We start from the raw sequence: 22,837 nt of genomic DNA, 5'->3' as shown, positions 1-22,837 counted from the left end.
ACCCGTATGAAGCGGATTTGCCGAGTTGTTCCGCCGTCCTTTTTGACGGTCTTGCTGTTTTGTTCTTTTTCTGCCTTTGCACAAAAGCTCACGCCGCGCTTAACCCGTAACATCGCGGATTCAAGCCGAGCCGCGCTCGTCGGATCTCGCACCCCGCAAGCCAGCCGCGGGCAGGATCTCGGCCCCGTCTCCTCGCAGATGTCCATTCCAGGCATTACGCTCGTCTTCAAGCGTTCGCCCGCGCAGGAAGATGACCTGCAACAGCTCCTGGCCGCGCAGCAAAACCGGTCCTCACCCCTCTACCATCAATGGCTCACACCGGACACCTTCGCCACCCGCTTCGGCATGGCCGACGACGACATCGCCGCCGCTGAAACCTGGCTGCAGTCTCAGGGCTTCCACGTAGAGTCCATCGCCCGCAGCCGTGATCGCATCACCTTCTCCGGCACCGCCGCGCAAGTTCAGTCCGCCTTCGGCACAGACCTTCATTACTACCAGGTGGACGGCGAACAGCACTTCGCCCCGGCAGCCGATCTCAACCTGCCAACAGAACTGGCCTCGGTCACCGCAGCCGTCCTCCACCTATCAAACTTCCGCCCCAAGCCGTCCATCAAAGTACAAACCCGCCCAAAGCCCAACTACACGGCACTATCAACACAAGCCCACTACCTTGGCCCACAAGACATAGCCACAATGTACGACCTGAACACCCTCTTCACGAGTGGATTTTCTGGTGAGGGCCAAGCGCTGGCTGTCGTCGGTCAGTCCTTTGTGAACACGACGGCAGATTCTTCCGAGATCACCTCCTTTCAGATATTTTCCGGGCGACTGACTCCAATTACTCCCGTTCTCGTTCCAGGTTCCGGGGTACAAGCCATCTCTCCCGGGGACCAGGGAGAATCGGAGATCGACCTTGAGTACTCTTCCGGTATCGCTTCGAATGCCAACATCTTTCTCGTCTATGTAGGCAACAACCAGAACTACGATGTCTTCGATGCCCTGGCATTCGCAATCGAAGAGAACATCGCTCCCGTAGTCAGCATCAGCTACGGCATCTGCGAATCGCTTATAAGTCCGACAGACCTCGATCAGGGGAACTCCCTCTTCGAACAGGCTTCGGCTCAAGGTCAAACTCTCGTCGCAGCCTCAGGCGACAACGGCTCTACCGAGTGCGCTGCTTTCACCTCCGCCGGACTAACGCTCACCCAGCAACAGGCTCTTTCAGTCTCATATCCTGCATCCAGCCCTTTCGTTACAGCCGTCGGGGGAACTCAGATGGCAGCGGGAACCTTTGCCGCAGGATCCAGTCCATATTGGGGTTCAAGTCCCAATTCGCCATTTGGCTCACTGCTCTCCTACGTTCCGGAGGTAGTCTGGAATGAGGGCTCAGCTTCATTTGGAATTGCGGCGGGTGGCGGAGGTATCAGCTCCCACTTCGCTCGTCCTACTTGGCAAAGCGGTGTCCCCGGCATACCCTCAGGCGCGTTCCGCCTTCTTCCCGACATAGCTCTTCAATCTTCCATTGAAAGCCCAGGCTTCCTTATCTGTTCAAGCGACCCGACGCTCACTGGGAGCCAGACAAGTTGCATCAACGGCCTTCAGGACAGCAGCGGGAAGTACAGCGTGGCCGGAGGGACCAGCTTCGCCGCACCCGTCGTCGCAGGCTTTCTCACAATCCTGAATCAGATTGAGCAAACAGACGGACAAGGCAATATAAACCCCCAACTGTACGGTCTGGCTTCTAACCCTGCTTCCTACGCCGCTGCCTTTCACGACATCACCTCAGGTTCCAACGCCTGCATCTCTGGCACAGGCAACTGCACCGCGCCAGGTGAATCTGGCTATGCCGCAACGCCTGGCTATGACGAAGCGACTGGTCTCGGAAGCGTTGATTTCGGCCATTTAGTGACAGCGTGGCCCTCAACGAGCACCACGAGCAAGACCCCCACGAACATCCAGCTAACTCCATATTTAGTTTCGGCCTCGCCGGGGCAAAGCCTTCAAGTCCAGATCACTGTTGGATCTTTTTACTCCTCCACCGGGGCTCTCAATGGAAATAACGTGCCCACAGGCACACTCGCGGTATCTGTCGATCACACCATCGCGCAATCTGCTCTAACGTTCTCCTCAACAGATGCATCTTTGTCGAACGCGATCGCAAATTACACATTCGTCGCACCCGCAACCCCCGGCTCTCACTTGATCACCGTCACCTACCCCGGTGACGCTACGCATCTGCCCGCGGTCGCAACAACTTCGATCCTCGTCGGAAACGTAACGGCGACTGGCAGCTTTACCGTTACGGCCAGCAATCTCACAGTTGCAAACGGCAGCCAGGGAAGCATCCCAATCGCCGTGACGCCCACTGCGGACTACAGTGGCAGGGTTACCTGGTCGCTCGCCGCCACAACAACGAATGGCACCGCCGAAGTGTGTTATTCCATCGGCGCATCATCCACCAACAACCCGAACGCTGCCACACTCATCATCGGCGTCGGATCGATCTGTAGCTCCCCAGCACCGGCCGCGCGTTCGAACTTCCGCACCCTCACCTCACATGCTTCCTCGAGAAAAGAAAACTCATCACCGCGGCGCAACGCACCCGGCCTTGTCGTCTACGCGAGCCTGGTGGCCTGCGGAGCTCTCTTCACGAGAAGACGAATACTCAGCCCGTCACTATGGCTCAGTATCGCGCTCATCGCAGCACTTGGTCTCGGCCTCTCCGGCTGCGGAGGAAGTGGAGGCAGCAGTTCCGGCGGAGCTGCCAATACAACACCCCCTCCCAACGCGATGAACTACACCCTCACACTAACCGGAACCGACTCCGTGAACACCACAATCACAGCCTCAACCAACTTCACCCTCACGGTGAAATAGCGCATCGTCCACACCGCCAAGGAGACTAACTTGAAGATCCTATCCAGTACTGTGTTTGCTATCGGCCTGCTTTTTTGTCTGTCGTCGATCGCTCAGACTCCTGATCAAAAAGCCCAAACTTCATCAGGGCAAAACGCGCCTGCTCCTGCTGCGGTACCCCCAACCAGCGTCGATGACAAACTTGCAAAAGAACATCTCATCAAGCGTGTAGATGCTCCTTACCCACCAATGGCTACGGCTGCGCATGTCTCAGGTGTAGTCGTCTTGAGAGTTGAAATCGATACAACCGGTGCCGTTACAAAACTTGTCGTTATCAGTGGCCCGGAGATGTTACGGTCCGCCGCAGTCAACGCAGTGAAGCAGTACTCCTACAAGCCGTTCCTTATCGAGGGGGTACCGTCGACGGTACGAACTGCGGTGCAGGTGAAGTTCGAACCATTCCATTCGAAGAGCAGCTGACGGACCGGGCTCGAGTTCCTCCGCAGCCTTGCCAAGTTCTTATTGCGGCTGGGAGGCGGCCTTTTCAAGCGCAGCGATATCGAGCTTCTTCATACTCATCATCGCCTTCATCCCCCCCGGATTACTGACTAGTTCGGTCATATTTTTCGGCACCACCTGCCAACTGACACCGAACTTATCTTTCAGCCAGCCGCACGCAGTCTCCGAGCCTCCCTCAGTCAGCTTCGCCCAGTATTTATCGATCTCCTGTTGGCTATCGCACCGAATCACAAACGAAAAAGCATCGCTCAGCTTGTTGCTCGGGCCACCGTTGAGAAAAGTGACCTGCTGTCCTTCCAACTCAATGCTGACCACAAGCAGTGAGCCCTTCGGGCCCGGCCCCGCCTCGTTTGCGCGAAGCTCCTCTAGCTTCCTTCCACTCGGAAAGATCGAAAGATAAAAAGCCGCCGCAGCTTCCGCGTTGTTGTCGAACCAGAGAAACGGAGTGATCTTGTTCAAAGATGAACTCATCGAATGACTAGCCTCCTCGAAAAATCTGTCTTTCGCCATCGCCCTCATAAGGGTCGTCCGGCCCAATGAAAGTGTGAGATGCCCAACCCTAAGTCTAAAGACGCCCAAACCAGTCAGGCACAAAAATAATTCCAAAACCATGGCGCATTTTTCAGACCCGAAAACGCGACCGCCAAAACACCACATTCACCACACATTCCACCACAGTCACACCATCAAAAAACCACATCCAACCACCACGCTACCCCCAAAACCCCCTGCAAAAACACCAAAATCCCTCATCTCACCACGCCCCAAAAAAAATCTCACCACTCCCCAAAAAATATCTCACCACTCCCACCGCCAAAACCTCCCGCCGCCCCGCCCCCATCAGCGATACACTGATAGATGTATCTGTGGAGAGAGTCTTGCCCGAAACCATCACAACCGAAGCCACCACCCCCGACGTCGTTCAGCAGGAACAGGCCGAAACTCCACTCGAGTCTCTCGCCTCCATCTGCACCGTCCTCGCCATCGGTCTCTTCGTCATGACCTTCATCTTCCAGAACTTCGAGATCCCCTCTGCCTCGATGGTCAAGACTCTCCTCATCGGCGACCACGTCCTCGTCGACCGCATCTCCCTCGCCCCGCCCGCCAAGTGGGCGCCCTTCACCTTCTATCGCGACGTCCGCCGCGGCGACATCATCGTCTTCTTCAAACCCGGCGAGCCTGATCTCTTCCTCGTCAAACGCACCATCGGCATCCCCGGCGACCGCATCCACATGCGCAACGGCGTCGTCTACCTCAACGGCGTCGCGCAAAACGAGCCCTACGCCGGCATGCCCGTCAACGACGACAATCCCCAGCACGCCTTCGATCCCTACCGCGACGACTTTCCCGCCGTCCCCCCCGACAACTATGGCAACGTCACCGCCAGCTGGGGCTACGAACTCCCAAGCCACATTCAGGACGGCGACCTCGTCGTTCCCCCCGGCAAAGTCTTCGCCATGGGCGACAACCGCACCGAAAGTCTCGATGGCCGCTACTGGGGCTTCGTCCCACGTGAGAACATCGTAGGCCGACCCCTCTTCGTCTACTGGTCTTTCCAAACCCCCGCCGACCAGATCAACAAGCAAAGCATCGGCGATCGCCTCAGCTTCATGGGCCACATTCTCATCCACATCTTCGACCAGACACGCTGGAAGCGCACCTTCCATCTCATCAAATAAGAGGCTCTTCCGGCGCGATCCACCCCACCGCGCCGGACCAACATTCATGCAGGAAACTGATCCCACCTTCGAGCGCCCCCTCGACCCCAGCGAAGCCGCGGACGTCGACACCACTCCGTCCCTCAGCACCCACACGCTGCGTCGCCTCCTCTACCTCGCCTTCGCTGTCCTCGCAGTCATGCTGCTCATCCTGCTGCCGCCCTACATCAGCGTCAATCGCTATCAGCACCGAATCGCCACCAGCATCGGGAACAGCCTCGGCCGCCCCGTCCACCTCGACAGAGTCTCCCTCAACCTTCTCCCCTTACCCGGCTTCACTCTTGATAACTTCGTCGTAGACGAAGACCCCGCCTTTGGCTACGAGCCCGTCATCCGCGCCAACTCCGTCCGCGCCACGCTCCGCCTCAGCTCCCTCTGGCGTCGCCGCGTCGAGTTCTCCACCATCAGCTTCACCGAACCCAGCGTCAACCTAGTCCACCTCTCCAACGGCAAGTGGAACCTCGAGAGCATCCTTCTCCACGCCGCCCACATCGACGCCGCTCCCACCGCCCAGAAAACCTCCGGCTCCGCCCCCCGCTTCCCCTACATCGAAGCCACCGGAGCCCGCCTCAACCTCAAGCTCGACCGCGAAAAGTCCCCCATCTCGCTCACCGACGCCGACTTCGCCCTCTGGCTCCCCGACCCACAGCAATGGCATCTCCGCCTCTCCGCCCACCCCGCACGCACCGACACTAACGTCTCCGACACCGGCCTCTTCGAACTCGAGGGAACCCTGGGCCGCGCCGCCTCACTCGGGCAGGTCCCCATCATCCTCCGCGGTACCTGGCGCAACGCTCCCCTCGGTGAAGTCAGCCGCTTCCTCCTCGGCCGCGACGCCGGCCTCCGCGGCGAGATGGATCTCACCGCCAACGCGCAGGGAACCGTCAGCAACAGCCTGATTCAGGGCCACCTTCGCCTCACCGGCGTCCGCCGCGCCGACTTCGTGCCCGCCCAGCCCATGGACATCGACCTCCAGTGCCTCGGCACCGCCACCGGCGACTTCCACGGCTTCGAGGATCTCCGCTGCAGCTGGCCACCCGCCGGCTCCTCCGACGCCCCCATCCTCGCCCTCACCGGCACCCTGCCCGATCTCCGCAACCCCAAATCCTCCTCTCTCCAGATCGGAACTCCCGGCTTGCCAGCCGCCACCCTCCTCGACTGGCTCCGCGTCGCCAGCTCCCGCGTCCCAGCCGACATCACCGCCGCTGGCGCACTCACCGGCAACATCGACTACGCTCCCAGCCCGTCCGGCACGCTCCCCTGGCACGGTGGCCTCCTCCTCACCAACGCCAGCCTCATCAACCCCCACGCCGGCCCAGCATCTTTAGTCACTGGCGCCGTAGCTCTGAGTTCTACGACGGCAACCCCTCCCAACCCCCAACAGGCCAAACACCATAAACCAGCTCCTCCAGCAGTCGACGGCTTTCAACTATCCGCCGTATCTCTAGCCTTAGGCGGTAAAGATCCCGCTACCCTCGAAGGCCGTTTCGACGCCAACGGATGCACCTTCCACCTCACCGGAATGGCCTCCCCCGGCCGCCTCATGGCTCTTGCCACAGCCCTCCCCCAGTTAGGCGACGGCCTCACCGAAGTCCTTCCCACCAACCGGGCCACCGGACCCTACCGCATCGACCTCACCGCAGCCCGCCCCTGGGGCCAACCCCAAACCTGGACCGACATTTCACTTCGCCCGCCAGCGCCCCACTCCCACCGCTAGTGCCGTCAAAGTCTGTTCCGCCGCCTTTCCTCCCCAAAGAAAAAATCGTCATTCGACCGAAGCTACTCGCGGCTTTCAGCGAGTAGCGCAGTGGAACCCCCGGATTTCATCTTTTGCTGTCGCTAGCCCACCCAAAAACACCTGTCAAGCGCCAAAAACACCTGTCAAACCCCAAAAACACCTGTCAAGCCCCAAAAACACCTAACCCAAGGCCACACAACAAGATACGTGTGGCGTACCAGTTGCACTCCAGGAGCTATACTGGAAACAACACAAAAAGCCCCGGAAAATATCCGGGGCTTTCGCATTTAAACCCATAAACCCTTTGACTGAACTAATTTAGCCGCAACCCTTTTCGAATGACGAATTTGCAAGAGGAGTCTCGCGCTAAGTAGTGAAAAATAAAAGACTTATACGCGGGCAACCGGGGGAGGGTACTCCCAAGGATCCTAATGCGCCTCAATCTGCTTGGTATGGATCGAAGCCGTCACCTCAGGCACGCTGCCGTCGTTGACGATCACTTCATCCGGAGTCCCTTCGAACACGACTCGCGTAGAAGCGCTCGAGCGCCCCGCGATCCGAAGCCTCTGCGTGGAAGTCAACGTCCCCGATCGCACCGTCACCGGCACCTCAGCCGCCGCATCGCCATCGTTCTTCACCTCTACCGACACCAGAAACCCCTTGCCTTTATCCCCGATCTTATCGAGAGGACGAGGCGTTACATTCGCTATGCTCAGGTCCGGCAGGCCACGATCGCGATACACCCAATCATCAAAAAACCAGGCCAGATCCCGCTTTGCCGTTCGCTCCAATACCCGCTGAAACTCCTTCGGATCGCTATCCAGCTTATCGGTCCGGTAAGTCTGAAGCGTCTTCTTCAAAGCGTCATCGCCCACCAGCGACCGCAACATCCACAGCACCGCCGCAGCCTTCGTTCGGTAGTACACATCGTCGCTCGCCAGAATCAGGCTCTGTCTAGGGTCGACGGGCTGATCGTTCGCTCCTCCGACGATCGAGGTTGCCGCAGTGGTTGCCACGGGAGCAGGCTCTACCAATGCCAGCGCATTCGTCCCCTCCTGCAGATGCTTTATGGCAACCTCTCGCCCTTGACTCTGCTCGATCCACAGCAGCGAAAGAAACTGTGCCATACCCTCATCCAGCCACACATGCGACGAGCCAAACCAGGCATGGCTCAACGAATGCACAAGAGAAGGAGCCAACTCATCCGGTGCGGCTGCGCGCATCGGCACCACCAGCAGAGCATCGTCCTCAAACGGCTGTCCCTCGTGGTCCAGCACGTTGAGCATCTTCAACGGCCCAGTCCCCAGCCACTCAGTCAGCAGCGGCTGCACCTTCGTCGACGCCGCGCCGTAACCAGGCACCGCATCGTAGTGGTCGGTCACCGCCGAAATCAGGCTGTTGTCGGTCACCGTGCCCGCCCGGTCGGTAAGAAAGAGACTCGGGGTACGAAATCCCAATGGCTGCTCGGGGAAATCAGCCGTTGCGATCCCGGGAGATTCAGCCACCGGCACGTTCTGGTTTTCACTCACCTTCTTCAGCTGCTCACGGCGGCCACAGAAGAACGCAGCATCCGGCGCATCGCCGACATACTCCACTGTCAGGTGCATCCGAATGGTCGCATCAGCCTGCCGCAGCTTGTTCAGCCCCACACTCTGGAACAGCTTCGCGCCATCGCCCAGAAACACCGGTGCCGCCGCCGTCGGATACCACAGAACGTTGCCGAACCCGCGCAGCGCCGTGTGCTCCGAGGTGACCACATCCCAGTCCGCATGAGACGCCTGGTCAAGCGGCGCACCGATTCGCTCCAGCCGCTCCGCCGACTGCACCACTTCGCCCGAGTAGAAGCCCGTAAGCGCAAGACTAGCTCCCGGCTCAAGCGGTTTAGGCAGAGAAACCACAGCTTCGGTCGCCTTCCCCGTATGATCGGCATCCGTATCGATCGCATGCTGTGTGAAAGTGAGAGGCACCACGCGCCCCTCGCTCTGCATCGCGAAACTCTCCCAGGTAAGAGCCGAAGAGATCTGAAATACAAGCCTCGTCAGCGGAGCCTTCCCCGAGTTCTTCACGGTGAATCTCGAGTGCACCGCCAGCATCGACTGCGACGGGGTCACATGAACATCCAGATCGTACGCAGTAAACGTGAGCGACGTGCGCTCCGCATCACTGACCTCAACCGCCACCTGATTTACCGGCGGCTTCTCCTTCTTCTCGACCTCGGGCGTATCCAGATTTCGATCGAACAGCACCTTACCCTGTGGTGGGGGAGGCGCATCAGCAGGAGGAGTCTCCTGCGCCCGCGCTAAACTAACTCCAAACACAGCCGCCAGAACCAGTCCGCGACTTACAGCCGAAACAACATCAAAACTCTTCAAGATCCCAATCCCTTACGTTCTTTCAAAGGCTTTCGTGCGGCCGGCGGAGCTGCAGGTTGACGGCGCTGTCGCATCGCCTCATACATCACGACCGCGCCCGCAACCGACACGTTCAGCGAGGACACTTGTCCCGCCATCGGAATCCGCAGCAGATGATCGCAGGTCTTCTTCACCAGATCGTGCAATCCAGCGCCTTCGCGCCCCAGCACCAGAACACAATCACTCTTGAAGTCATACTCGGTGTAATCCGGCGTTCCGCGCTCATCCAGCCCAAGCACCCAGACATGCTTCTGCTTCATCTGCTCCAGCGCGCGAACCAGGTTCGTCACCCGAGCAATCCTCACATGCTCCGACGCTCCAGCCGATGTCTTCGCCACCGTCGCCGTCACCGGAGCGGAACGCCGCTCCGGCAGAATCACCCCATCAACGCCCGCTCCATCCGCGGTCCGCAGCAGCGCCCCGAGGTTATGCGGATCCTCAACGCCATCGAGCGCCAGGAAGAACCTGTGTTGTCCCTCCGCCTTCGGAGCCAGCAGGTCCTCGATCCCCAGGAACTTCCGCTCCCGAACCACAGCAAGCACTCCCTGATGAGCATCCGTCCTCGCCAACCGGGTCAACTGGTCCCGAGACTCCAGAGACACCCGAACCCCAGCCGTCCGGCACAGCTCGATCAGCCTCTCCAGCCGCTCATCCCGCCGCTCCCGGGCAACACTAACATGGTCAAGCTGCCGCCCCCCCGCCCGAATAGCCTCCTCGACCGGGTGCAGCCCATAAAGAACTTCCATCCTTCAAGTCTACCGCCCAGCCCGAGAAAAGAGGCCAGGCCTTAGAATGACTGAAGAGTAATGGCGGTAGGCGGGCGAGACGGTTGGCGTCTCTCGAAGGAATCTTTTTTGGACCGAGTCAACAAATATCGAGTCTTGTCAGGCCGAAAGAACGTCTCTAGCAGTGTGCAGAATGGTTCCATCTCGCTAACCTCGGCGCTCGCTGCCCAAGCCTCGAACGAAAACGCAGCGATTGCCCAAGGACTTAAGAAGCAAAACCCGGAACTTCTGGACACCCTCATTGAGCTTTATCAGCATCGCCTTCTGCGATATCTAATTTTCCTTACAGGCAAGCGTGAGGTTGCCGAGGATCTCTTCCAGGAGACGTGGATGCGGGTCCTCCTGAGGGGAGCACAGTACAACGGGAAGGCGCGATTCGACACGTGGCTCTTTACCATTGCTCGAAATCTGGTGATCGACCTGTCGCGAAAGCGCGTGATGGCCAGCCTCGACGAGATGCGTGAGGGTAAGGAGGACGAACGCCCATTTGAGGTGGCAATATCCGAACCTTCTCCTCTAGATCAGTTTCAATCTCGTGAAAACGGCGCTGAGATCAGTGAGGCGATGCTGAGGCTCGAGCCTAGCTACAGAGAGGTTCTAGTCCTTCGATTCTATGAAGAACTCTCCTTGGAGGAGATCGCAAATGTAACTCGTGCGCCTCTATCGACGGTAAAGTCGAGGTTGTATCGCGGACTGGTGGCGTTGAGGCCGGAGATGGAGCGACTTCGCTCTTCTTGTCACTCGGCGGAGGTCGAGTTATGAGCGAGGCTCGCGACAATTCCTCTTCGCAGGACTATTCCAGGACGTCTCATCAGGAGGCTTTGGGAGGAGCTCGCAATATTGGGGCTCGAGCGTCGGTGGTCAATCGAACTCATCGCGTGGTGCGGGAGCGAGCGATGATGCTTGCGGTGCGGCGTAGTCGAATTCGGAGTTTGTGGGCTCCGCTCGCGATTTGTTCCTCACTCTTCGTTATTATTTGCACTGCTGTCTGGAACGTGCTGGATGCCTACGAGGTGACACCGAACGGCGTTCCGGATGCGAGTAACCAGTTTCTTGTTCTCTGTTTGTGGTTTTTGCCTGTGTCGATGGCTTTGCTCGCTTTGGTGCTGTTTCGCCGTACCCGTAAGCGCGAGGTGGCTGGATGATGAGATTTTGGAGCCAGGGTTCGGATCGATCGCAGGTTTCCCTGACAGAAGGTGAGGATGAGCTGAGCATGATACCGACGTGGTCGGTGGTGCTGGCCATCTTGGTGTTCGGTGCGGTGCAGTATCTGTTTCATCATGTGCTGCCTCATAACAAGCATGAGTTGCTGCCGATGCGGCTGCTGATGGGGTACTCGTGGGGGACGGCGTTTGCCAGCTATGTTCTCCTGGTGGGTTATGTGAGCCGCGACGTTCGGCGGCGGCGAATGCCGGCTGGATTGTGGATGCTGATCGTGGTGGTGCTGCCGGGCGGAATCGGGGCTGTCGTGTACTTCCTCTTGCGGCAACCGATGCTGATGCCTTGTCCGCATTGCAGCACGGAGATCACCTCGAGCGTGCACTTCTGTCCGCAGTGTCAGTTTCAGCTGGCTCCTGTATGTGGACGCTGCTTCCGCGGGGTGCAGATTACGGATGTGTACTGTACGCAGTGTGGGCACGATCTTGCGCAGGATCAGGCGCCGGCGCGGTTGCGCGTATATAGTGACTAGTTGCGAGCATGTCACTGACTGCACTTATCATCGACGACGAACCTTTGGCTAGGCAGGAGCTGCAGTATCTGCTCGAGCGCGCGGGTGGGGTCGAGGTTCTCGCGCAGGGAACCAATGGTATTGAGGCTGTAGAGCTGATTCGGATGCATAAGCCGGACCTGGTGTTTCTGGATGTTCAGATGCCTGGTCTGGACGGCTTTGGCGTGCTGAAGAAGCTGCTGGACCGTAAGGTTCCGATGCCTCAGGTGGTGTTTGCTACTGCGTTCAACCAATATGCGGTTCGCGCATTCGAGGTGAATGCGGTGGATTACCTGCTGAAGCCTTTCGATCGGAAGCGGGTGATGCAGACGATTGAAAAGGCACAGGCGCGGCGGGTGGCTCCGGTGGAGTCCGCCAGCGATGCGAAGCTGGATGCGCTGCTGCGACTGGTCGAGGAGCAGACGCAGGCGCCGAAGGCTAACTCAGGCAAGGTAATTGTCCGGGCGCAGAGCCGGTTGCTGTTGGTGGATCAGCGCGAGATCTGTTTCGCGTCGATCGAAGAGGGCACGATCAGCGTCGTGACGCGGGCGGTTGAGGGTCAGTCGAACTGCCGGACGCTGGAGGAACTGATGGATCAGCTCGATCCGGAGACGTTCTGGAGAGCGCACCGGTCGTATGTGGTGAATATTCAGCACATACGGGAGGTGGTGCCGTGGTTCAAGTCGAGCTACCAGTTACGTATGGACGATGCCCAGAAGACTGAGATTCCGGTGAGCCGGTCGCAGACGAAACGGTTGCGGGAGCTCTTCAACCTGTAGGCTGTGGGGTACCCCCCCCCTGGTTGCCAGCGCGTAAGTCATTTATTATCATTAATATACGCCCTACGATGAGCTGCAAATTCGTCCATCGAAAGGGGTTACGTCCAAATTCGTCTTTCTAAAGAGGTTAGCGGGGTATTGCCACTATGCTGATGCTCGATTTGCGCGGTCGGGACTCATTTGTGACCCTCTCTGTTTGTCTGACAACTCGTTAGTCCGTCGTATATATCCCTCCGAATGGAAAAAGCCTCGGCTTCGCCGGGCTTTTATTCACTGTATTCAGTATAGCGGTTGGAGCATAACTCATACGCCACGCGAATCTTCAGGATTGGCGCGGGGATTTGCGACTAGGGGGCTTGACAGGTTTTCTGATGATGACTGACGTGAGAGAGTGGCTGCGGTTTGCTTGGTATAGTGCGTCCAGTGGCTGCACTTCGAACGAGGTCTTAGTTGATTCGTTCATTCCGCACCTTGATTTGCGTCTCTGCGATGTGGGCACTTGCCCTCGTGGCTTCGGCCAAGATCAGTGCACCTCGGCAGCGTCCACCGAGTCCGCCAACAGAACGGGATGATGTTGCGGTCATCTCTTTGGGGCGGGCCAAGGTGCCGTTGTATGGGCCGTGGAAGTTTCATGTTGGCGATTCGCCGCTTGATCCTGTGACGGGTAAACCACTCTGGGCGGAGGCTGGGTTTGACGATTCGCAGTGGGAGACGGTGGATCTTAGGCATAAGCCGGGAACGCCTCCTTCAGTATTTGGATCGCCAAACTCAGTGCCGGGCTGGACTGGGAGAGGACATCCAGGGTATGCGGGTTACGCGTGGTATCGCATACACGTTGGACTGATTGAACGGCCCGAGACGCGCGTGGCTCTCGCCGGGCCCACCGCTGTGGACGATGGTTACCAGCTTTTCGCCAATGGCGCACTAATGGGCGGTTTCGGCGACTTTAGCGGTAAGACGCCGACGGCCGGCGTTACCAAACCGATGTTTTTTTCTATCTCGCAGGACTCTTTGCCGCAGGTGGGAACCTCCCGCACATCTGCCACCTCCCTTGTGCTTGCCTTTCGGATGTGGATGGACCCGACGACTTTGGTCGGCTCACCAGATGCGGGTGGTTTTCACACCGCGCCCGTATTAGGCAGTGAGGACGCCATTTGGGATGTGTACAAGTTAGATTGGCTGGCACGGGTACTTTCGACTGGATCCAATGCCGCCTTCGCTGTCGGATTCGTCGCGCTGGCGCTACTGCTATTCAGTCTTAGATTGGTTGACCGCTCCGACTCGGTCTATCTCTGGATTGGAAGTGTATTTCTCCTCCGAGCTGTCGTTGAAGCGCTGCATAGTGCAGTTAGCTGGATAAACCTCAACGGCATCACGTGGACCTGGATGACTGATGTTATTAATTCATTCATTTACGCAGGATGGTTGATGGTCTGGTGGGTGTGGTTTGGGCGACCACGACCTGCCTGGTTACGGTTCGCTGTGTTTGGTTTAGCAGCGCTGAACCTGATTTCGACCTTATTTGCCGGATCGACATCGGTTATTTCCGCACCCACCTCAGTTACAGCCGCCTTCTATGTCGCGGATGTTGTTTCCCGGCTGCTCTTATTCTCGACTCTGATCTGGATCGTTGTTCAGGGGATTCGACGACAGGGCGTCGAGGGCTGGCTGGTCTTGCCCGCCGTTATCCTCTTCGGGGTTGGGCTTTGGGCACCCGAGTTGGTTAGTTTGAACGTTCCTTTCTTTTGGTATCCCTTTGGCGTGGGCTTCACGATGTGGCAAGTCATAGATGTTGCCTTGGTAGTGACTCTTACATTGCTTCTGCTGCGGCGATTATTACGGTCCTTGGAGCGGCAGCGTCTGATGGCTCTTGACGTGAAGCAGGCACAGGAGGTACAGCAGGTCATTCTGCCGGAGGCACGGCTGACGCTGCCAGGGCTTCTGATCGAGAGCGAGTATCGGCCTGCGCGCGAGGTGGGTGGAGACTTCTTTCAGATCATTCCAAATAGAGTGGATGGGAGCTTGCTGATCGTTGCCGGCGACGTGACCGGCAAAGGTTTGAAGGCGGGCATGATGGTTTCACTTCTGATTGGGGCGATTCGGACGGCGGCCGATGTCTGCGCGGATCCGGATCTAATTCTTCGAGTGTTGAATAAGAGGCTGCTTGGGCGTAACGACGCTCAGGCCACCTGTCTTGCGCTCACCATCGCCAGAGACGGCGAAGTGGTGTTGGCCAATGCCGGGCATGTGCCTCCGTATCGAAACAAGGAGATGATTGCTATGGAGGGCGCTTTGCCTCTCGGGATGGTGGATGGCGCGGAGCCTTCGCTAATGCGATTCCAACTGGTAGAGGGTGACACTCTGGTGCTGGTGTCGGATGGTGTCATCGAGGCCACCGACGCGAACAGGCAGCTATTCGGCTTCGAGCGGGTGGCGGAACTCTTACAGACGGCACGTACCGCCGCGGAGATTGCGAGTGCAGCGCAGGAGTTTGGACAGGAGGATGACGTTAGCGTGATCTATCTGACTCGGACTGCTATGTCATAGTTTCAAGCGTTCCAGGAAGGGACGGTGTGGACCATGTTCCACATCATTTGATCGATGGCTGTGTTGATTTCGTTGTCGGGTTGGGTGCGCGTGTTGGCGAGGGCAGCCCAGCAGAATCCGGTTGGGGTGCGAACCATGATGGTGGTGGTTCCGGGGAGACTGCCGCTATGCCACCAGGGGCCGGCTCCGTTGTTGCGAACCATCCAGCCGCGGGCGTAGCGTGCGTCTCCGGGTGGGTAGGCGGAGGCGGGGGTGGTCATGAGCTGGATGGTTGCGGGCTTGAGGAGGGCTGGGATGTTGGGCGCGCCGGCGACGTGGTTGAGGAACTGGACGAGCTGCGTGGAGGAGGCGATCCAGCCGGCGTCTGAGTCCATGCGGGTGATGTTGAGCTTGTAGGGGTCTTCGGAGTACTGGCCGAAGTAGACGACCTCGTTGGGTGCGCGCTGGCTCTCTTTGTTTTTGGCGATCTGCATGGTGGTGATGCCGCAGGGGGCGAGGATACTGGCTTGAACGTAGGACTGGTAGGGCTGTCCTGTGACCTGCTCGATGACGCGGCCGAGGATGCAGTAGCCGAAGTTCGAGAAGGCCCAGTTCGTGCCGGGCGGATTGGTGAGGGGCTGGTTGGCGATGGTTTCGGTGATGAGTTTGGTTTGGTCCCAGCCGTCGTTGTGCATCATGGGGTCGGTGGCGTCGGCGGCCCAACCGCCGCAGGTGTGGGTGAGGAGATGGTCGACGGTGATGTCGGCGATGTACTGCTTGTAGGGCGGCTTGCCGTACTTGATGCCGAAGATGGCGGAGGGGCCGAAGACCTTGTCGGTGAGCTTGAGCTTGCCTTGTTCGATGAGGGAGAAGATGGTGACGGAGGTGATGGGTATCGAGAGGGAGGCGATGCGGAAGAGGCTGTCCTGCTGGGCCTGGACGAGGTGTTGGCGGTCGGCCATGCCGATAGATTGATCGTAGACGAACTGGCCGTTGCGGGAGATGGCGATGGAGGTGGCAGGGACGGAGAATTGTTGGCGGAAGGCTCCGGCGATGCGGCCCATCTCGCCGCGTTGTTGGCCGTTGGAGCCGCCGTATTGCGGTTGGGCTATGAGTTTGGGGAGAGGGACGGCTGCGGCGGTGAGGGCTAGATTGCGGAGGAGGGTTCGCCGGGTAAGGGAGCGGCCGATGGGGCCTTGAGGTGTTGGTGTTGGCATAGCCGCGAGTGTCCTTTCGATGAACCGCTTCATTGCAATCCGGTGATTCAATCCTGAGGTTCGAACTCGGGATTCGACGAGGATTTTATCCCGCCATTTATCTTCGCTGAGGTTAAAGGATGAAAGAGTTCGGGAATTGCTGTAGATTTTGTATGCTGTCGCGTTGCCAGGAGGATGTAGTGAAGAGATACGGCTTAAGGACATTGGTGTTTTGTTTTGCTTTGATGATCTTCGGCGGTAGTTTTTTATTTGCGCAGCAGCCGCCGGCGGAGCAGCAGCCGGCCAACGTCGCAGGGAAGTGGACTTTGTACTGCAAGGATCCGAACGGAAGTACCTCTTCGAAGTTTCTTGAACTACAGCAGAAGGGTAATGTGATCTCCGGGCATTTCAAGGGGCCGAACCAGTCTGGCGGGGTCGAAGGCACGATCGATAACCAGCATCTGGTCGTTCGAACGAAGACTCGCGATGTTTTGACTTTTCGGGGCAGGGTGGATGGGCCGCGAGTCGAAGGCGTGGTTCAGGGGAATACCTACAATGGCAACTTCCACGATCGTGGAGGGACGGGTTCGTTCCAGGGAGAGCGAACGAATTAGCCTGCTGAATGTGCGGTGATCGCTCGAGGTAAAAACTTCAGTTCTTATAAGCGCAGGGGAGCCGGTTTGATGCACCGGCTCCCTGCGTTGATGAGATGTGGACCTTACTTGGCTGCTTTTGGTTTGGCGGCAGAGCCCTGGACGATGAGGTCGTTGTCGACGCTGAAGGTGCCGGGGGTTGAGTTGGCCTGCATGCCTGCGATGGCGGAGTCGGACTGGTTGAGAACGACGCCGTAGAGGGTGACGTTGCCGTTCTTCACGATGATATGGATGGCGTGGTAGCCCATGGGTGGCGTGTTGGTGATGCCGCCGGCGGCGAGGGCGATGCCGGCGCCGGGTCCGATGGCGCGGCCAATGCTGCCCTGGTTGGCGTTATATTTGCGCAGCGAAGGCTGGGTGTAGATGTTGTTGTATACGGCGGCGCGGATGCGATCGTCCATGGGAGATAAGGGAAGGACCTCGATCTCGTTGTCGATCGAGTCGATGCCCTGGATCTTTTTGACGGCGTTTTCGGCGTCACTCTTCAAAACGGGGCGGGAGGCGTAGCCCCTGAGGATGAGGGTCTTTCCTTTGATGCCGAAGGTGAGCCAGTCGAAGACGCCATAGGTGGTGAGATTGGCGAGCTTTTGCTGAACCTCTTTGACGATTCGGAGGGTGTCTTCCTGCGACCATGTCTGGTTGGCCGCGGGGGCGGGTTCCTGAGCGATGAGGGGAGCAGAGAGTGTGAAGATGAGAGATGCAGCAAGGGCCGGGATCACGCGACGGGTTGAACGAGACATTTTTTTCTCCGGTTGCTATGGATTTAGCTTCCCGAGAGAAAGATACGCTGTGCCAGGAGTTGAGTCCATAGGCGGAGATGGATTACTGGGTGTGGTGATGGCGGGGGTTGAAGTCGAAGATGTAAACGGCGGCGAGGGTGGTGGCCTTGGGACTGATGCTGCCGGAGGCGACGGCGGGGGTGTTCCAGTGTTGATATTGGAAGTCGACTTTGACGGCCAGCTGATGGGTGAGGTTGTAGTCGAGGCCGACGCCGGGTGAGAGGACCAGGGTGTTGGAGCTGAGATAGCGAACGTTGCCGAAGATGTAGCCGCCGCGGAGGTAGTCGATCCCACCGCGCCCGACGAGGAAGTTGGCGTAGGGGTGAAAGCGGCCGAGGGGATAGTCGACCTTTGGGCCAAGGAGGAAGTTTTTTTGGCTGCTGATGGTGCCTTCGTCGATGGGATAGGAGCCGCGGATCTCGGCAGCGGGACGGAAGCGACGGAAGGTGAGAACGGTAATGTCTGCTCCGGCGGTGATGTCGAGGTTTTTTCCGCCTGCGAGGTCGTTAAAGGTACCGGTTCCGCCAACGAAGGTTGAGAGCTGAAGTTGCTGGGTCGCGGCGGGGGTGCTCTGCGCGAGTGCGTTGCGGGCCAGGGGGAGCGCCGAGAGCAGGGCCAGGCTGGTCAGCGTTTTCTTGAACTTCATTCGGTCCCCTGACTTTAGTTTTCTGCGGTAACGCGGTGCGGCATGTTGAATGACTGATTGCGTAGGTTGGCGAGCGTTCAAGGAGATTTCCCCTGAACAGAGTTATCGGCTCGTAGGCCGCAATGCTTATTACCTTTGTGCAATACTTTGGCTGATGGAACTCTGGATTGGGCGGCTGGTTCGGTTGCTGGTGGCGCTGGCTGTTGCGGCCGGGGTGTTGTGGGTGGGGGATTGGGCGGTGCTGCGGGCACGCGTGTCGCATGGGACGGCATTTGGGACGGTGCAGGTTAATCAGTTTCTGGCCACTCCGCTGAAGGGCAGCAAAATGGAGTATGACTACATGGGTACGGTGCCGGTAACGTGCAGCCGGTCGATCTTTCCGCAGCAGGGGAATTCGGCCTGCTGGTGGGTGGAGCGACATAAGGCGCAGTGGGAGTGAAGGCGCAGGATTTCAATTCGCGAGGCTAGAGCTCGAAGAGTATCTGGAGAATGTGGCGGGCAAGATCTTCAGGTTGATGGAAGCGCTTCGGGTTGTCGTCGAAAGCATCCTGGAGGTAGAGGGCGTCGTCGTCGGTGACCTGAAAGGCGAAGTTGCGGGACTTGCGATCGATTGATGGATCGCCGGCTATGCCGAGACCTTTGGCGTAATCGAGAGTGATGGTGGGGTCGTGATGGGTGATGCGGGCGTCGAACCAGGGGAAGCGGCTCCGGGTGAGTTTGACCTCGCTTAGACCGGTGGTCTGGATGATGGTTTCCGAGGCGGTGACGTCGCCCTGGAGCTGACGCTTAATCTCGGCCACGTCTTCTTCGAGACAGGAAACGAATGCGGCGAAGAAAGGCTTGCCCTGAGTGGTGATGATGCCGGCCTGGTGTTGTGAGCGACCGTACAGTTCTGCTGCTTCGTGGGATTTTTGCTTGATGTCCTGGGCGAGATTCGCGATCCACTCCTTGGCCATGCTGGTGACGACTCCTGCATCCTTTTGCTTCGCTTGAAAGGCTTGCGAAGAGGATGTTGTTGATTGGATGGCAGAGGTGGGAGAAAGGCAGTATGGGCGGTGCGGGATGATTTTGGTTGCGGGCTGTGAAGGAGGAAGTATATGGTGTCGCCATGCTTGGCGGACGGAGTTGGGAGAGTTGGATTGCGGAGTACTCGGAGAGCCATCAGCATCCGCTGAACAGGCTGACGCATACGTTTGGGATACCGATCATTATTGTGTCACTGCCGCTGCTGCTGGCGACGATCGTGTGGCATCGCTTGTTGTGGATAGGGGTGGGGTTGTTTTGCTTTGGGTGGCTACTGCAGTTTGTGGGACACGCGATTGAAGGAAAGCCTCCGGAGTTTCTGAAGGACTGGCGATTTCTTCTGGTCGGGTCGCGGTGGTGGGCGGCGAAGATGCGCGGGAAGGCTTAGGGTCTTCGCAGGGCTCGCCGACTTCGGAGCAATGCTGGGAAACTTCGACGACGAATGAGTGGGTGAGGCTCGCCTGTTTTTTCTGTTGGCGTGTGGGGTTTCATCGTGGATGGTTGCGACTGCAGCCTTTTGTCTCGGTACAACTTTTGTGGCAGCTGTGGGTGCCAAAAGGTAACTAGTTTCGTAACAAATCGCAGATAAGCTGGAGACGAATTCGTTGCTGATCCTCTGACTCTTTGAAGTTGCGGAAGACATGCCTCACTTTGTACGAACGCGGAGTCGCTCATGAAGCATAGATTGAAGTGCCTTCTTTCTCTGAAGATTGCATTGACGTTGGGCTTCTGCACCTTTATGAGCGGATGCGGGTCGGGTTACGACAAGGGTTTTCCGTCGTCGATCTGGGCGATTGGCAGTACGGTGAGAGTTAGCCTGACGCTGCAGTTGGGGACCGAGACTGGCGTTACGGGGTCGCCTCTGACGTACTGGGTAAACGGCGTCAAGGGTGGGAATGCGCAGCTTGGGACGGTGGATAGCAAAGGCTTGTATACGGCGCCAGCTGTTGTTCCGACGCCTGATAATTCGGTGACGATCACCAGTCTTGCGAATGCGTTTCCGGAGGATACGCCCGGGATGGTGAAGATCAGCGTGTTGAATCCGATTCCGATTATTAATTCGGTGACGCCTTCCACGTTCTCTGAGGGGACCTCTACGATCACCATCAGCGGGTCGCAGTTTATCTATGGTGCGCAAATTTTCTGGAACGGAGTGGCGGTTCCGACGACGTTTGTTTCGAATACCGAATTGGCTGCGTCGATCTCGGCGTCTAATCCTGGGACCTATTCGTTATTGGTTAACAATCCCGATCCGGGTTCGGCAAATTCGGCTGTTGTCTCGGAGGTTGTTGGGCGGGGGAAGGTTGTGCTTGCTCTGCAGACGAACAGCGGCACAACTGTTCGGGTTACGAACAGCGTGAAGATTGGCCTGACGGTGACGGGGACGAACAATCCCGGCGTTACCTGGACGGTGAATGGAACAACGGGCGGCAACGCGCAGATAGGGACGATTGTTGCGAACGCGGGTGGCAGTGTGACGTACACGGCTCCTGCGGTTGTTCCGACGCCGAACAATGTTGTGCAGTTGACCGCTGTCAGTGTGGATGATCCGACTGTGTCGATCAGTCAAAACATATCGGTGTATAACCCGATTCCGATTCTGAATTCTGCGACGCCGATGGCTTTTGATGTCGGACCGTCGACGGTTGTTGTTAGCGGCAGCAACTTTATCAACGGGGCGCAGGTGTTGATGAATGATGCGCCGGTGCCTACTACGTTCAATAACGGCGGGCAGTTGACTGCAACTGTCAGCCCGAGCGATCCGGGTGATCTTGATCTTCAGGTTTTGAATCCAAGCCCTGGGCCGGCGACTTCGACTGATCTTATTGCGCAGGTGAATGGGACGCCGCCGGTACCACTGGTTTCGCCAGAGGATGCGTCGCGCTTTCTGGCGCAGGCGACCTTTGGGGCGACGGATGGTGACATCCATCATCTATCGAAGGTTGGCTATTCGGCGTGGATGAATGAGCAGTTCAATATTCCTGCGACACTGCATGAACCTGTTGTCGAGCAGGCGTTGGTGCTGAATAATCCGCCGTGCAAGGTAGGTGATGTGAAGTGCAACGCGACTCTGTTTGTGCAAAACGATGGGGACGATGCTTATCTTGAGGGGAGCTTCTGGCAGCAGGCAATAGCGGGAAGCGATCAACTGAGGCAGCGTGTGAAGTATGCGCTGACGGAACAGATGGTGGTTTCGAGTCAGGACTTTGCGCTGGCCGAGATGCCGCGCGGCATGGCGAACTACTATGACGTGCTGGGAGCAGATGCGTTCGGCAACTTCCGGCAGCTTCTGGAAGATGTGACGTTGAATCCGATGATGGGGCAGTACCTGTCGGTGATGGGCAATGACAAGGGAGATGCTACGCGCGATCCTGATGAAAACTATGCGCGTGAAGTGATGCAGTTGTTTACGATTGGGCTCTATCAGCTCAATCCGGATGGCACGCAGAAGCTCGGTTCGACAGAGCAGCCGATTCCTACGTATTCGAATCTGGATGTGATGGGTTTGGCCAAGGTCTTTACGGGATTCAGCTGGAATATACCGGGCGACCAGAGCAATACGGCGTGGTCTAACTGTTGCGCCTATGTCGGGACTGGTTTTGGCGAAGATATTCTGCCGATGCAGAGCTTCGCAAATCATCACTCGACTGAGGAAAAGGATTTTCTTGGGGTTACGATTCCGACTCAGTCGAATCCTGATCCGGTGGGCGATTTGAAGATCGCACTGGATACGCTGTTCAATCATCCGAATCTGCCGCCGTTTGTTTGCAAGCGGCTGATTCAGCATCTGGTGACGAGTAATCCGAGTCCGGCGTATGTGGGGCGAGTGTCGGCGGTGTTTCAGGATAACGGGGCCGGAGTTCGCGGAGATATGAAGGCCGTTCTGACGGCGATTCTGTTAGATGATGAAGCGCGCAATGCCGCGGCGGCGAGCAGCAATCCTCAGTATGGGGAGGTACGTGAGGCGCTGATTCGCTATGTTGAGTGGGCGCGGGCATTTACGGCGCAGTCGCGGAATGGTGCTTACTATCTGGGGAGCACGGAAGACCCGATCTATGGATTGGGCGAGATGTCGCTTCGTTCGCCGAGCGTCTTCAACTGGTTTGCACCGGGGTATGTTCCTCCGGGGACGAGCATTGCGAAGGCTGGGTTGCTGGCGCCCGAGATGGGGATGACCGATGTGTCGACGGTTGTTGGATACCTGAATTACATGCAGAGTGCAATTGGAGCGGGTGCGACTACGGGGCCTGACGTTTTTTCGAACTACGCGACGGAGATTGGTTTGGCAGGCACGCCGGATCTGCTGCTCGATCGCATCAACCTGCTGTTGATGGCGGGAGAGATGGACGGGACGCTTCGCAGCCAGATTCTTTCTGCCGTCAATTCGATTGCGATACCGACGGGAGATCAGGATGCGATCAATGCTGCACTGGCCAACCGCGTGAAGATGGCGATTTTACTGACGATGGCGTCGCCATCTTTCAGTGCACAGTTCTAGA

Annotated in this window: 20 protein-coding genes; 13 read left to right on the top strand and 7 right to left on the bottom strand. The window is 58.0% G+C overall.

The annotated features are described in order from the left end of the window. Positions 1–6: 6 nt before the first annotated feature. Positions 7–2,877 carry a protease pro-enzyme activation domain-containing protein gene (locus HDF14_RS16080; protein ID WP_183978539.1) on the top strand — a complete coding sequence of 957 codons (2,871 nt, stop codon included), beginning with the start codon at positions 7–9 and terminating at the stop codon, positions 2,875–2,877. Between the two features lie 30 nt (positions 2,878–2,907). Beyond that, complete coding sequence (locus tag HDF14_RS16075) at positions 2,908–3,336, top strand: energy transducer TonB (protein ID WP_183978537.1); 429 nt, start codon at positions 2,908–2,910, stop codon at positions 3,334–3,336. A 39-nt stretch (positions 3,337–3,375) separates the two neighbouring features. Here HDF14_RS16075 and HDF14_RS16070 read toward each other — a convergent pair whose 3' ends face one another. Next, on the bottom strand, positions 3,376–3,846 hold the full coding sequence (locus HDF14_RS16070; protein ID WP_183978535.1) for a VOC family protein: 471 nt from the start codon (positions 3,844–3,846) through the stop codon (positions 3,376–3,378). A gap of 407 nt (positions 3,847–4,253) precedes the next feature. Between HDF14_RS16070 and lepB the strand changes: the two genes are divergently transcribed. After that, positions 4,254–5,054, top strand: a complete 801-nt coding sequence (gene lepB / locus HDF14_RS16065) for a signal peptidase I (RefSeq protein ID WP_183978533.1) — start codon at positions 4,254–4,256, stop codon at positions 5,052–5,054. A 46-nt stretch (positions 5,055–5,100) separates the two neighbouring features. Continuing rightward, the gene (locus HDF14_RS16060) at positions 5,101–6,810 is read left to right on the top strand and encodes an AsmA family protein (protein ID WP_183978531.1); all 1,710 of its coding nucleotides are present in this window, start codon (positions 5,101–5,103) and stop codon (positions 6,808–6,810) included. Positions 6,811–7,259: 449 nt separating this feature from the next. On the opposite strand, the gene HDF14_RS16055 is transcribed toward HDF14_RS16060, so the two are convergent. Together HDF14_RS16055 and rlmB are read right to left on the bottom strand one after the other, a co-directional pair. Beyond that, the gene (locus HDF14_RS16055) at positions 7,260–9,203 is read right to left on the bottom strand and encodes a M1 family aminopeptidase (protein ID WP_183978529.1); all 1,944 of its coding nucleotides are present in this window, start codon (positions 9,201–9,203) and stop codon (positions 7,260–7,262) included. Next, positions 9,200–9,988, bottom strand: a complete 789-nt coding sequence (rlmB, locus tag HDF14_RS16050; protein ID WP_183978527.1) for a 23S rRNA (guanosine(2251)-2'-O)-methyltransferase RlmB — start codon at positions 9,986–9,988, stop codon at positions 9,200–9,202. Before rlmB ends, HDF14_RS16055 begins: the two co-directional genes overlap by 4 nt. Positions 9,989–10,153: 165 nt before the next feature. On the opposite strand from rlmB, the gene HDF14_RS16045 reads away from it, so the two are divergent. The 5 genes from HDF14_RS16045 to HDF14_RS16025 all read left to right on the top strand — a co-directional run bounded on the left by HDF14_RS16045 (position 10,154) and on the right by HDF14_RS16025 (position 15,061). After that, positions 10,154–10,789, top strand: coding sequence for an RNA polymerase sigma factor (locus HDF14_RS16045; protein ID WP_313899605.1), 636 nt, complete (start codon positions 10,154–10,156; stop codon positions 10,787–10,789). Further along, the gene (locus tag HDF14_RS16040; protein ID WP_183978522.1) at positions 10,786–11,172 is read left to right on the top strand and encodes a hypothetical protein; all 387 of its coding nucleotides are present in this window, start codon (positions 10,786–10,788) and stop codon (positions 11,170–11,172) included. The genes HDF14_RS16045 and HDF14_RS16040 overlap by 4 nt, the downstream gene beginning before the upstream one ends. Beyond that, positions 11,169–11,717 (top strand): zinc ribbon domain-containing protein, encoded by a 549-nt coding sequence (locus HDF14_RS16035; RefSeq protein ID WP_183978520.1) that lies wholly within the window; start codon positions 11,169–11,171, stop codon positions 11,715–11,717. Before HDF14_RS16040 ends, HDF14_RS16035 begins: the two co-directional genes overlap by 4 nt. Before the next feature lie 8 nt (positions 11,718–11,725). Next, positions 11,726–12,514: a LytR/AlgR family response regulator transcription factor gene (locus tag HDF14_RS16030; RefSeq protein WP_183978518.1), complete on the top strand. Its 789-nt coding sequence runs from the start codon at positions 11,726–11,728 to the stop codon at positions 12,512–12,514. A 450-nt stretch (positions 12,515–12,964) separates the two neighbouring features. Beyond that, the gene (locus HDF14_RS16025; RefSeq protein ID WP_183978517.1) at positions 12,965–15,061 is read left to right on the top strand and encodes a PP2C family protein-serine/threonine phosphatase; all 2,097 of its coding nucleotides are present in this window, start codon (positions 12,965–12,967) and stop codon (positions 15,059–15,061) included. A gap of 2 nt (positions 15,062–15,063) precedes the next feature. Here the strand turns inward: HDF14_RS16025 and HDF14_RS16020 are convergent, their stop codons facing one another. Continuing rightward, positions 15,064–16,257, bottom strand: coding sequence for a serine hydrolase domain-containing protein (locus tag HDF14_RS16020; protein ID WP_183978515.1), 1,194 nt, complete (start codon positions 16,255–16,257; stop codon positions 15,064–15,066). Between the two features lie 179 nt (positions 16,258–16,436). On the opposite strand from HDF14_RS16020, the gene HDF14_RS16015 reads away from it, so the two are divergent. Beyond that, on the top strand, positions 16,437–16,850 hold the full coding sequence (locus tag HDF14_RS16015) for a hypothetical protein (RefSeq protein WP_183978514.1): 414 nt from the start codon (positions 16,437–16,439) through the stop codon (positions 16,848–16,850). Positions 16,851–16,954: 104 nt separating this feature from the next. On the opposite strand, the gene HDF14_RS16010 is transcribed toward HDF14_RS16015, so the two are convergent. Both HDF14_RS16010 and HDF14_RS16005 read right to left on the bottom strand, forming a co-directional pair. Continuing rightward, positions 16,955–17,629 (bottom strand): BON domain-containing protein, encoded by a 675-nt coding sequence (locus tag HDF14_RS16010; protein ID WP_183978512.1) that lies wholly within the window; start codon positions 17,627–17,629, stop codon positions 16,955–16,957. Positions 17,630–17,711: 82 nt separating this feature from the next. Continuing rightward, positions 17,712–18,314 (bottom strand): hypothetical protein, encoded by a 603-nt coding sequence (locus tag HDF14_RS16005; RefSeq protein WP_183978510.1) that lies wholly within the window; start codon positions 18,312–18,314, stop codon positions 17,712–17,714. A 154-nt stretch (positions 18,315–18,468) separates the two neighbouring features. On the opposite strand from HDF14_RS16005, the gene HDF14_RS16000 reads away from it, so the two are divergent. Then, entirely contained in the window at positions 18,469–18,753 is a 285-nt protein-coding gene (locus tag HDF14_RS16000; RefSeq protein ID WP_221304719.1) for a hypothetical protein, read from the top strand. A gap of 25 nt (positions 18,754–18,778) precedes the next feature. Here the strand turns inward: HDF14_RS16000 and HDF14_RS15995 are convergent, their stop codons facing one another. Further along, positions 18,779–19,270 carry a hypothetical protein gene (locus tag HDF14_RS15995; protein ID WP_183978508.1) on the bottom strand — a complete coding sequence of 164 codons (492 nt, stop codon included), beginning with the start codon at positions 19,268–19,270 and terminating at the stop codon, positions 18,779–18,781. 125 nt (positions 19,271–19,395) lie between these two features. Here HDF14_RS15995 and HDF14_RS15990 point away from each other — a divergent pair, with 125 nt between their 5' ends. Next, positions 19,396–19,725 (top strand): Mpo1-like protein, encoded by a 330-nt coding sequence (locus HDF14_RS15990; RefSeq protein ID WP_221304718.1) that lies wholly within the window; start codon positions 19,396–19,398, stop codon positions 19,723–19,725. Between the two features lie 285 nt (positions 19,726–20,010). Next, complete coding sequence (locus HDF14_RS26075) at positions 20,011–22,836, top strand: DUF1800 family protein (protein WP_221304717.1); 2,826 nt, start codon at positions 20,011–20,013, stop codon at positions 22,834–22,836. Position 22,837: the final 1 nt, after the last annotated feature.

Source organism: Tunturiibacter gelidiferens, assembly GCF_014201335.1.
Taxonomy (GTDB): Bacteria; Acidobacteriota; Terriglobia; order Terriglobales; family Acidobacteriaceae; genus Edaphobacter; species Edaphobacter lichenicola_E.
Note: the sequence above shows the minus strand (reverse complement) of the source record. Positions and strands in the feature narration are given on the sequence as shown.

Coding starts and splice junctions, on each gene's coding strand:
- HDF14_RS16080 (WP_183978539.1), top strand. CDS start 7: ATGAAGCGGATTTGCCGAGTTGTTCCGCCGTCCTTTTTGACGGTCTTG.
- HDF14_RS16070 (WP_183978535.1), bottom strand. CDS start 3,846: ATGAGTTCATCTTTGAACAAGATCACTCCGTTTCTCTGGTTCGACAAC.
- HDF14_RS16060 (WP_183978531.1), top strand. CDS start 5,101: ATGCAGGAAACTGATCCCACCTTCGAGCGCCCCCTCGACCCCAGCGAA.
- rlmB (WP_183978527.1), bottom strand. CDS start 9,988: ATGGAAGTTCTTTATGGGCTGCACCCGGTCGAGGAGGCTATTCGGGCG.
- HDF14_RS16040 (WP_183978522.1), top strand. CDS start 10,786: ATGAGCGAGGCTCGCGACAATTCCTCTTCGCAGGACTATTCCAGGACG.
- HDF14_RS16035 (WP_183978520.1), top strand. CDS start 11,169: ATGATGAGATTTTGGAGCCAGGGTTCGGATCGATCGCAGGTTTCCCTG.
- HDF14_RS16030 (WP_183978518.1), top strand. CDS start 11,726: ATGTCACTGACTGCACTTATCATCGACGACGAACCTTTGGCTAGGCAG.
- HDF14_RS16020 (WP_183978515.1), bottom strand. CDS start 16,257: ATGCCAACACCAACACCTCAAGGCCCCATCGGCCGCTCCCTTACCCGG.
- HDF14_RS16010 (WP_183978512.1), bottom strand. CDS start 17,629: ATGTCTCGTTCAACCCGTCGCGTGATCCCGGCCCTTGCTGCATCTCTC.
- HDF14_RS16005 (WP_183978510.1), bottom strand. CDS start 18,314: ATGAAGTTCAAGAAAACGCTGACCAGCCTGGCCCTGCTCTCGGCGCTC.
- HDF14_RS16000 (WP_221304719.1), top strand. CDS start 18,469: ATGGAACTCTGGATTGGGCGGCTGGTTCGGTTGCTGGTGGCGCTGGCT.
- HDF14_RS15995 (WP_183978508.1), bottom strand. CDS start 19,270: ATGGCCAAGGAGTGGATCGCGAATCTCGCCCAGGACATCAAGCAAAAA.
- HDF14_RS26075 (WP_221304717.1), top strand. CDS start 20,011: ATGAAGCATAGATTGAAGTGCCTTCTTTCTCTGAAGATTGCATTGACG.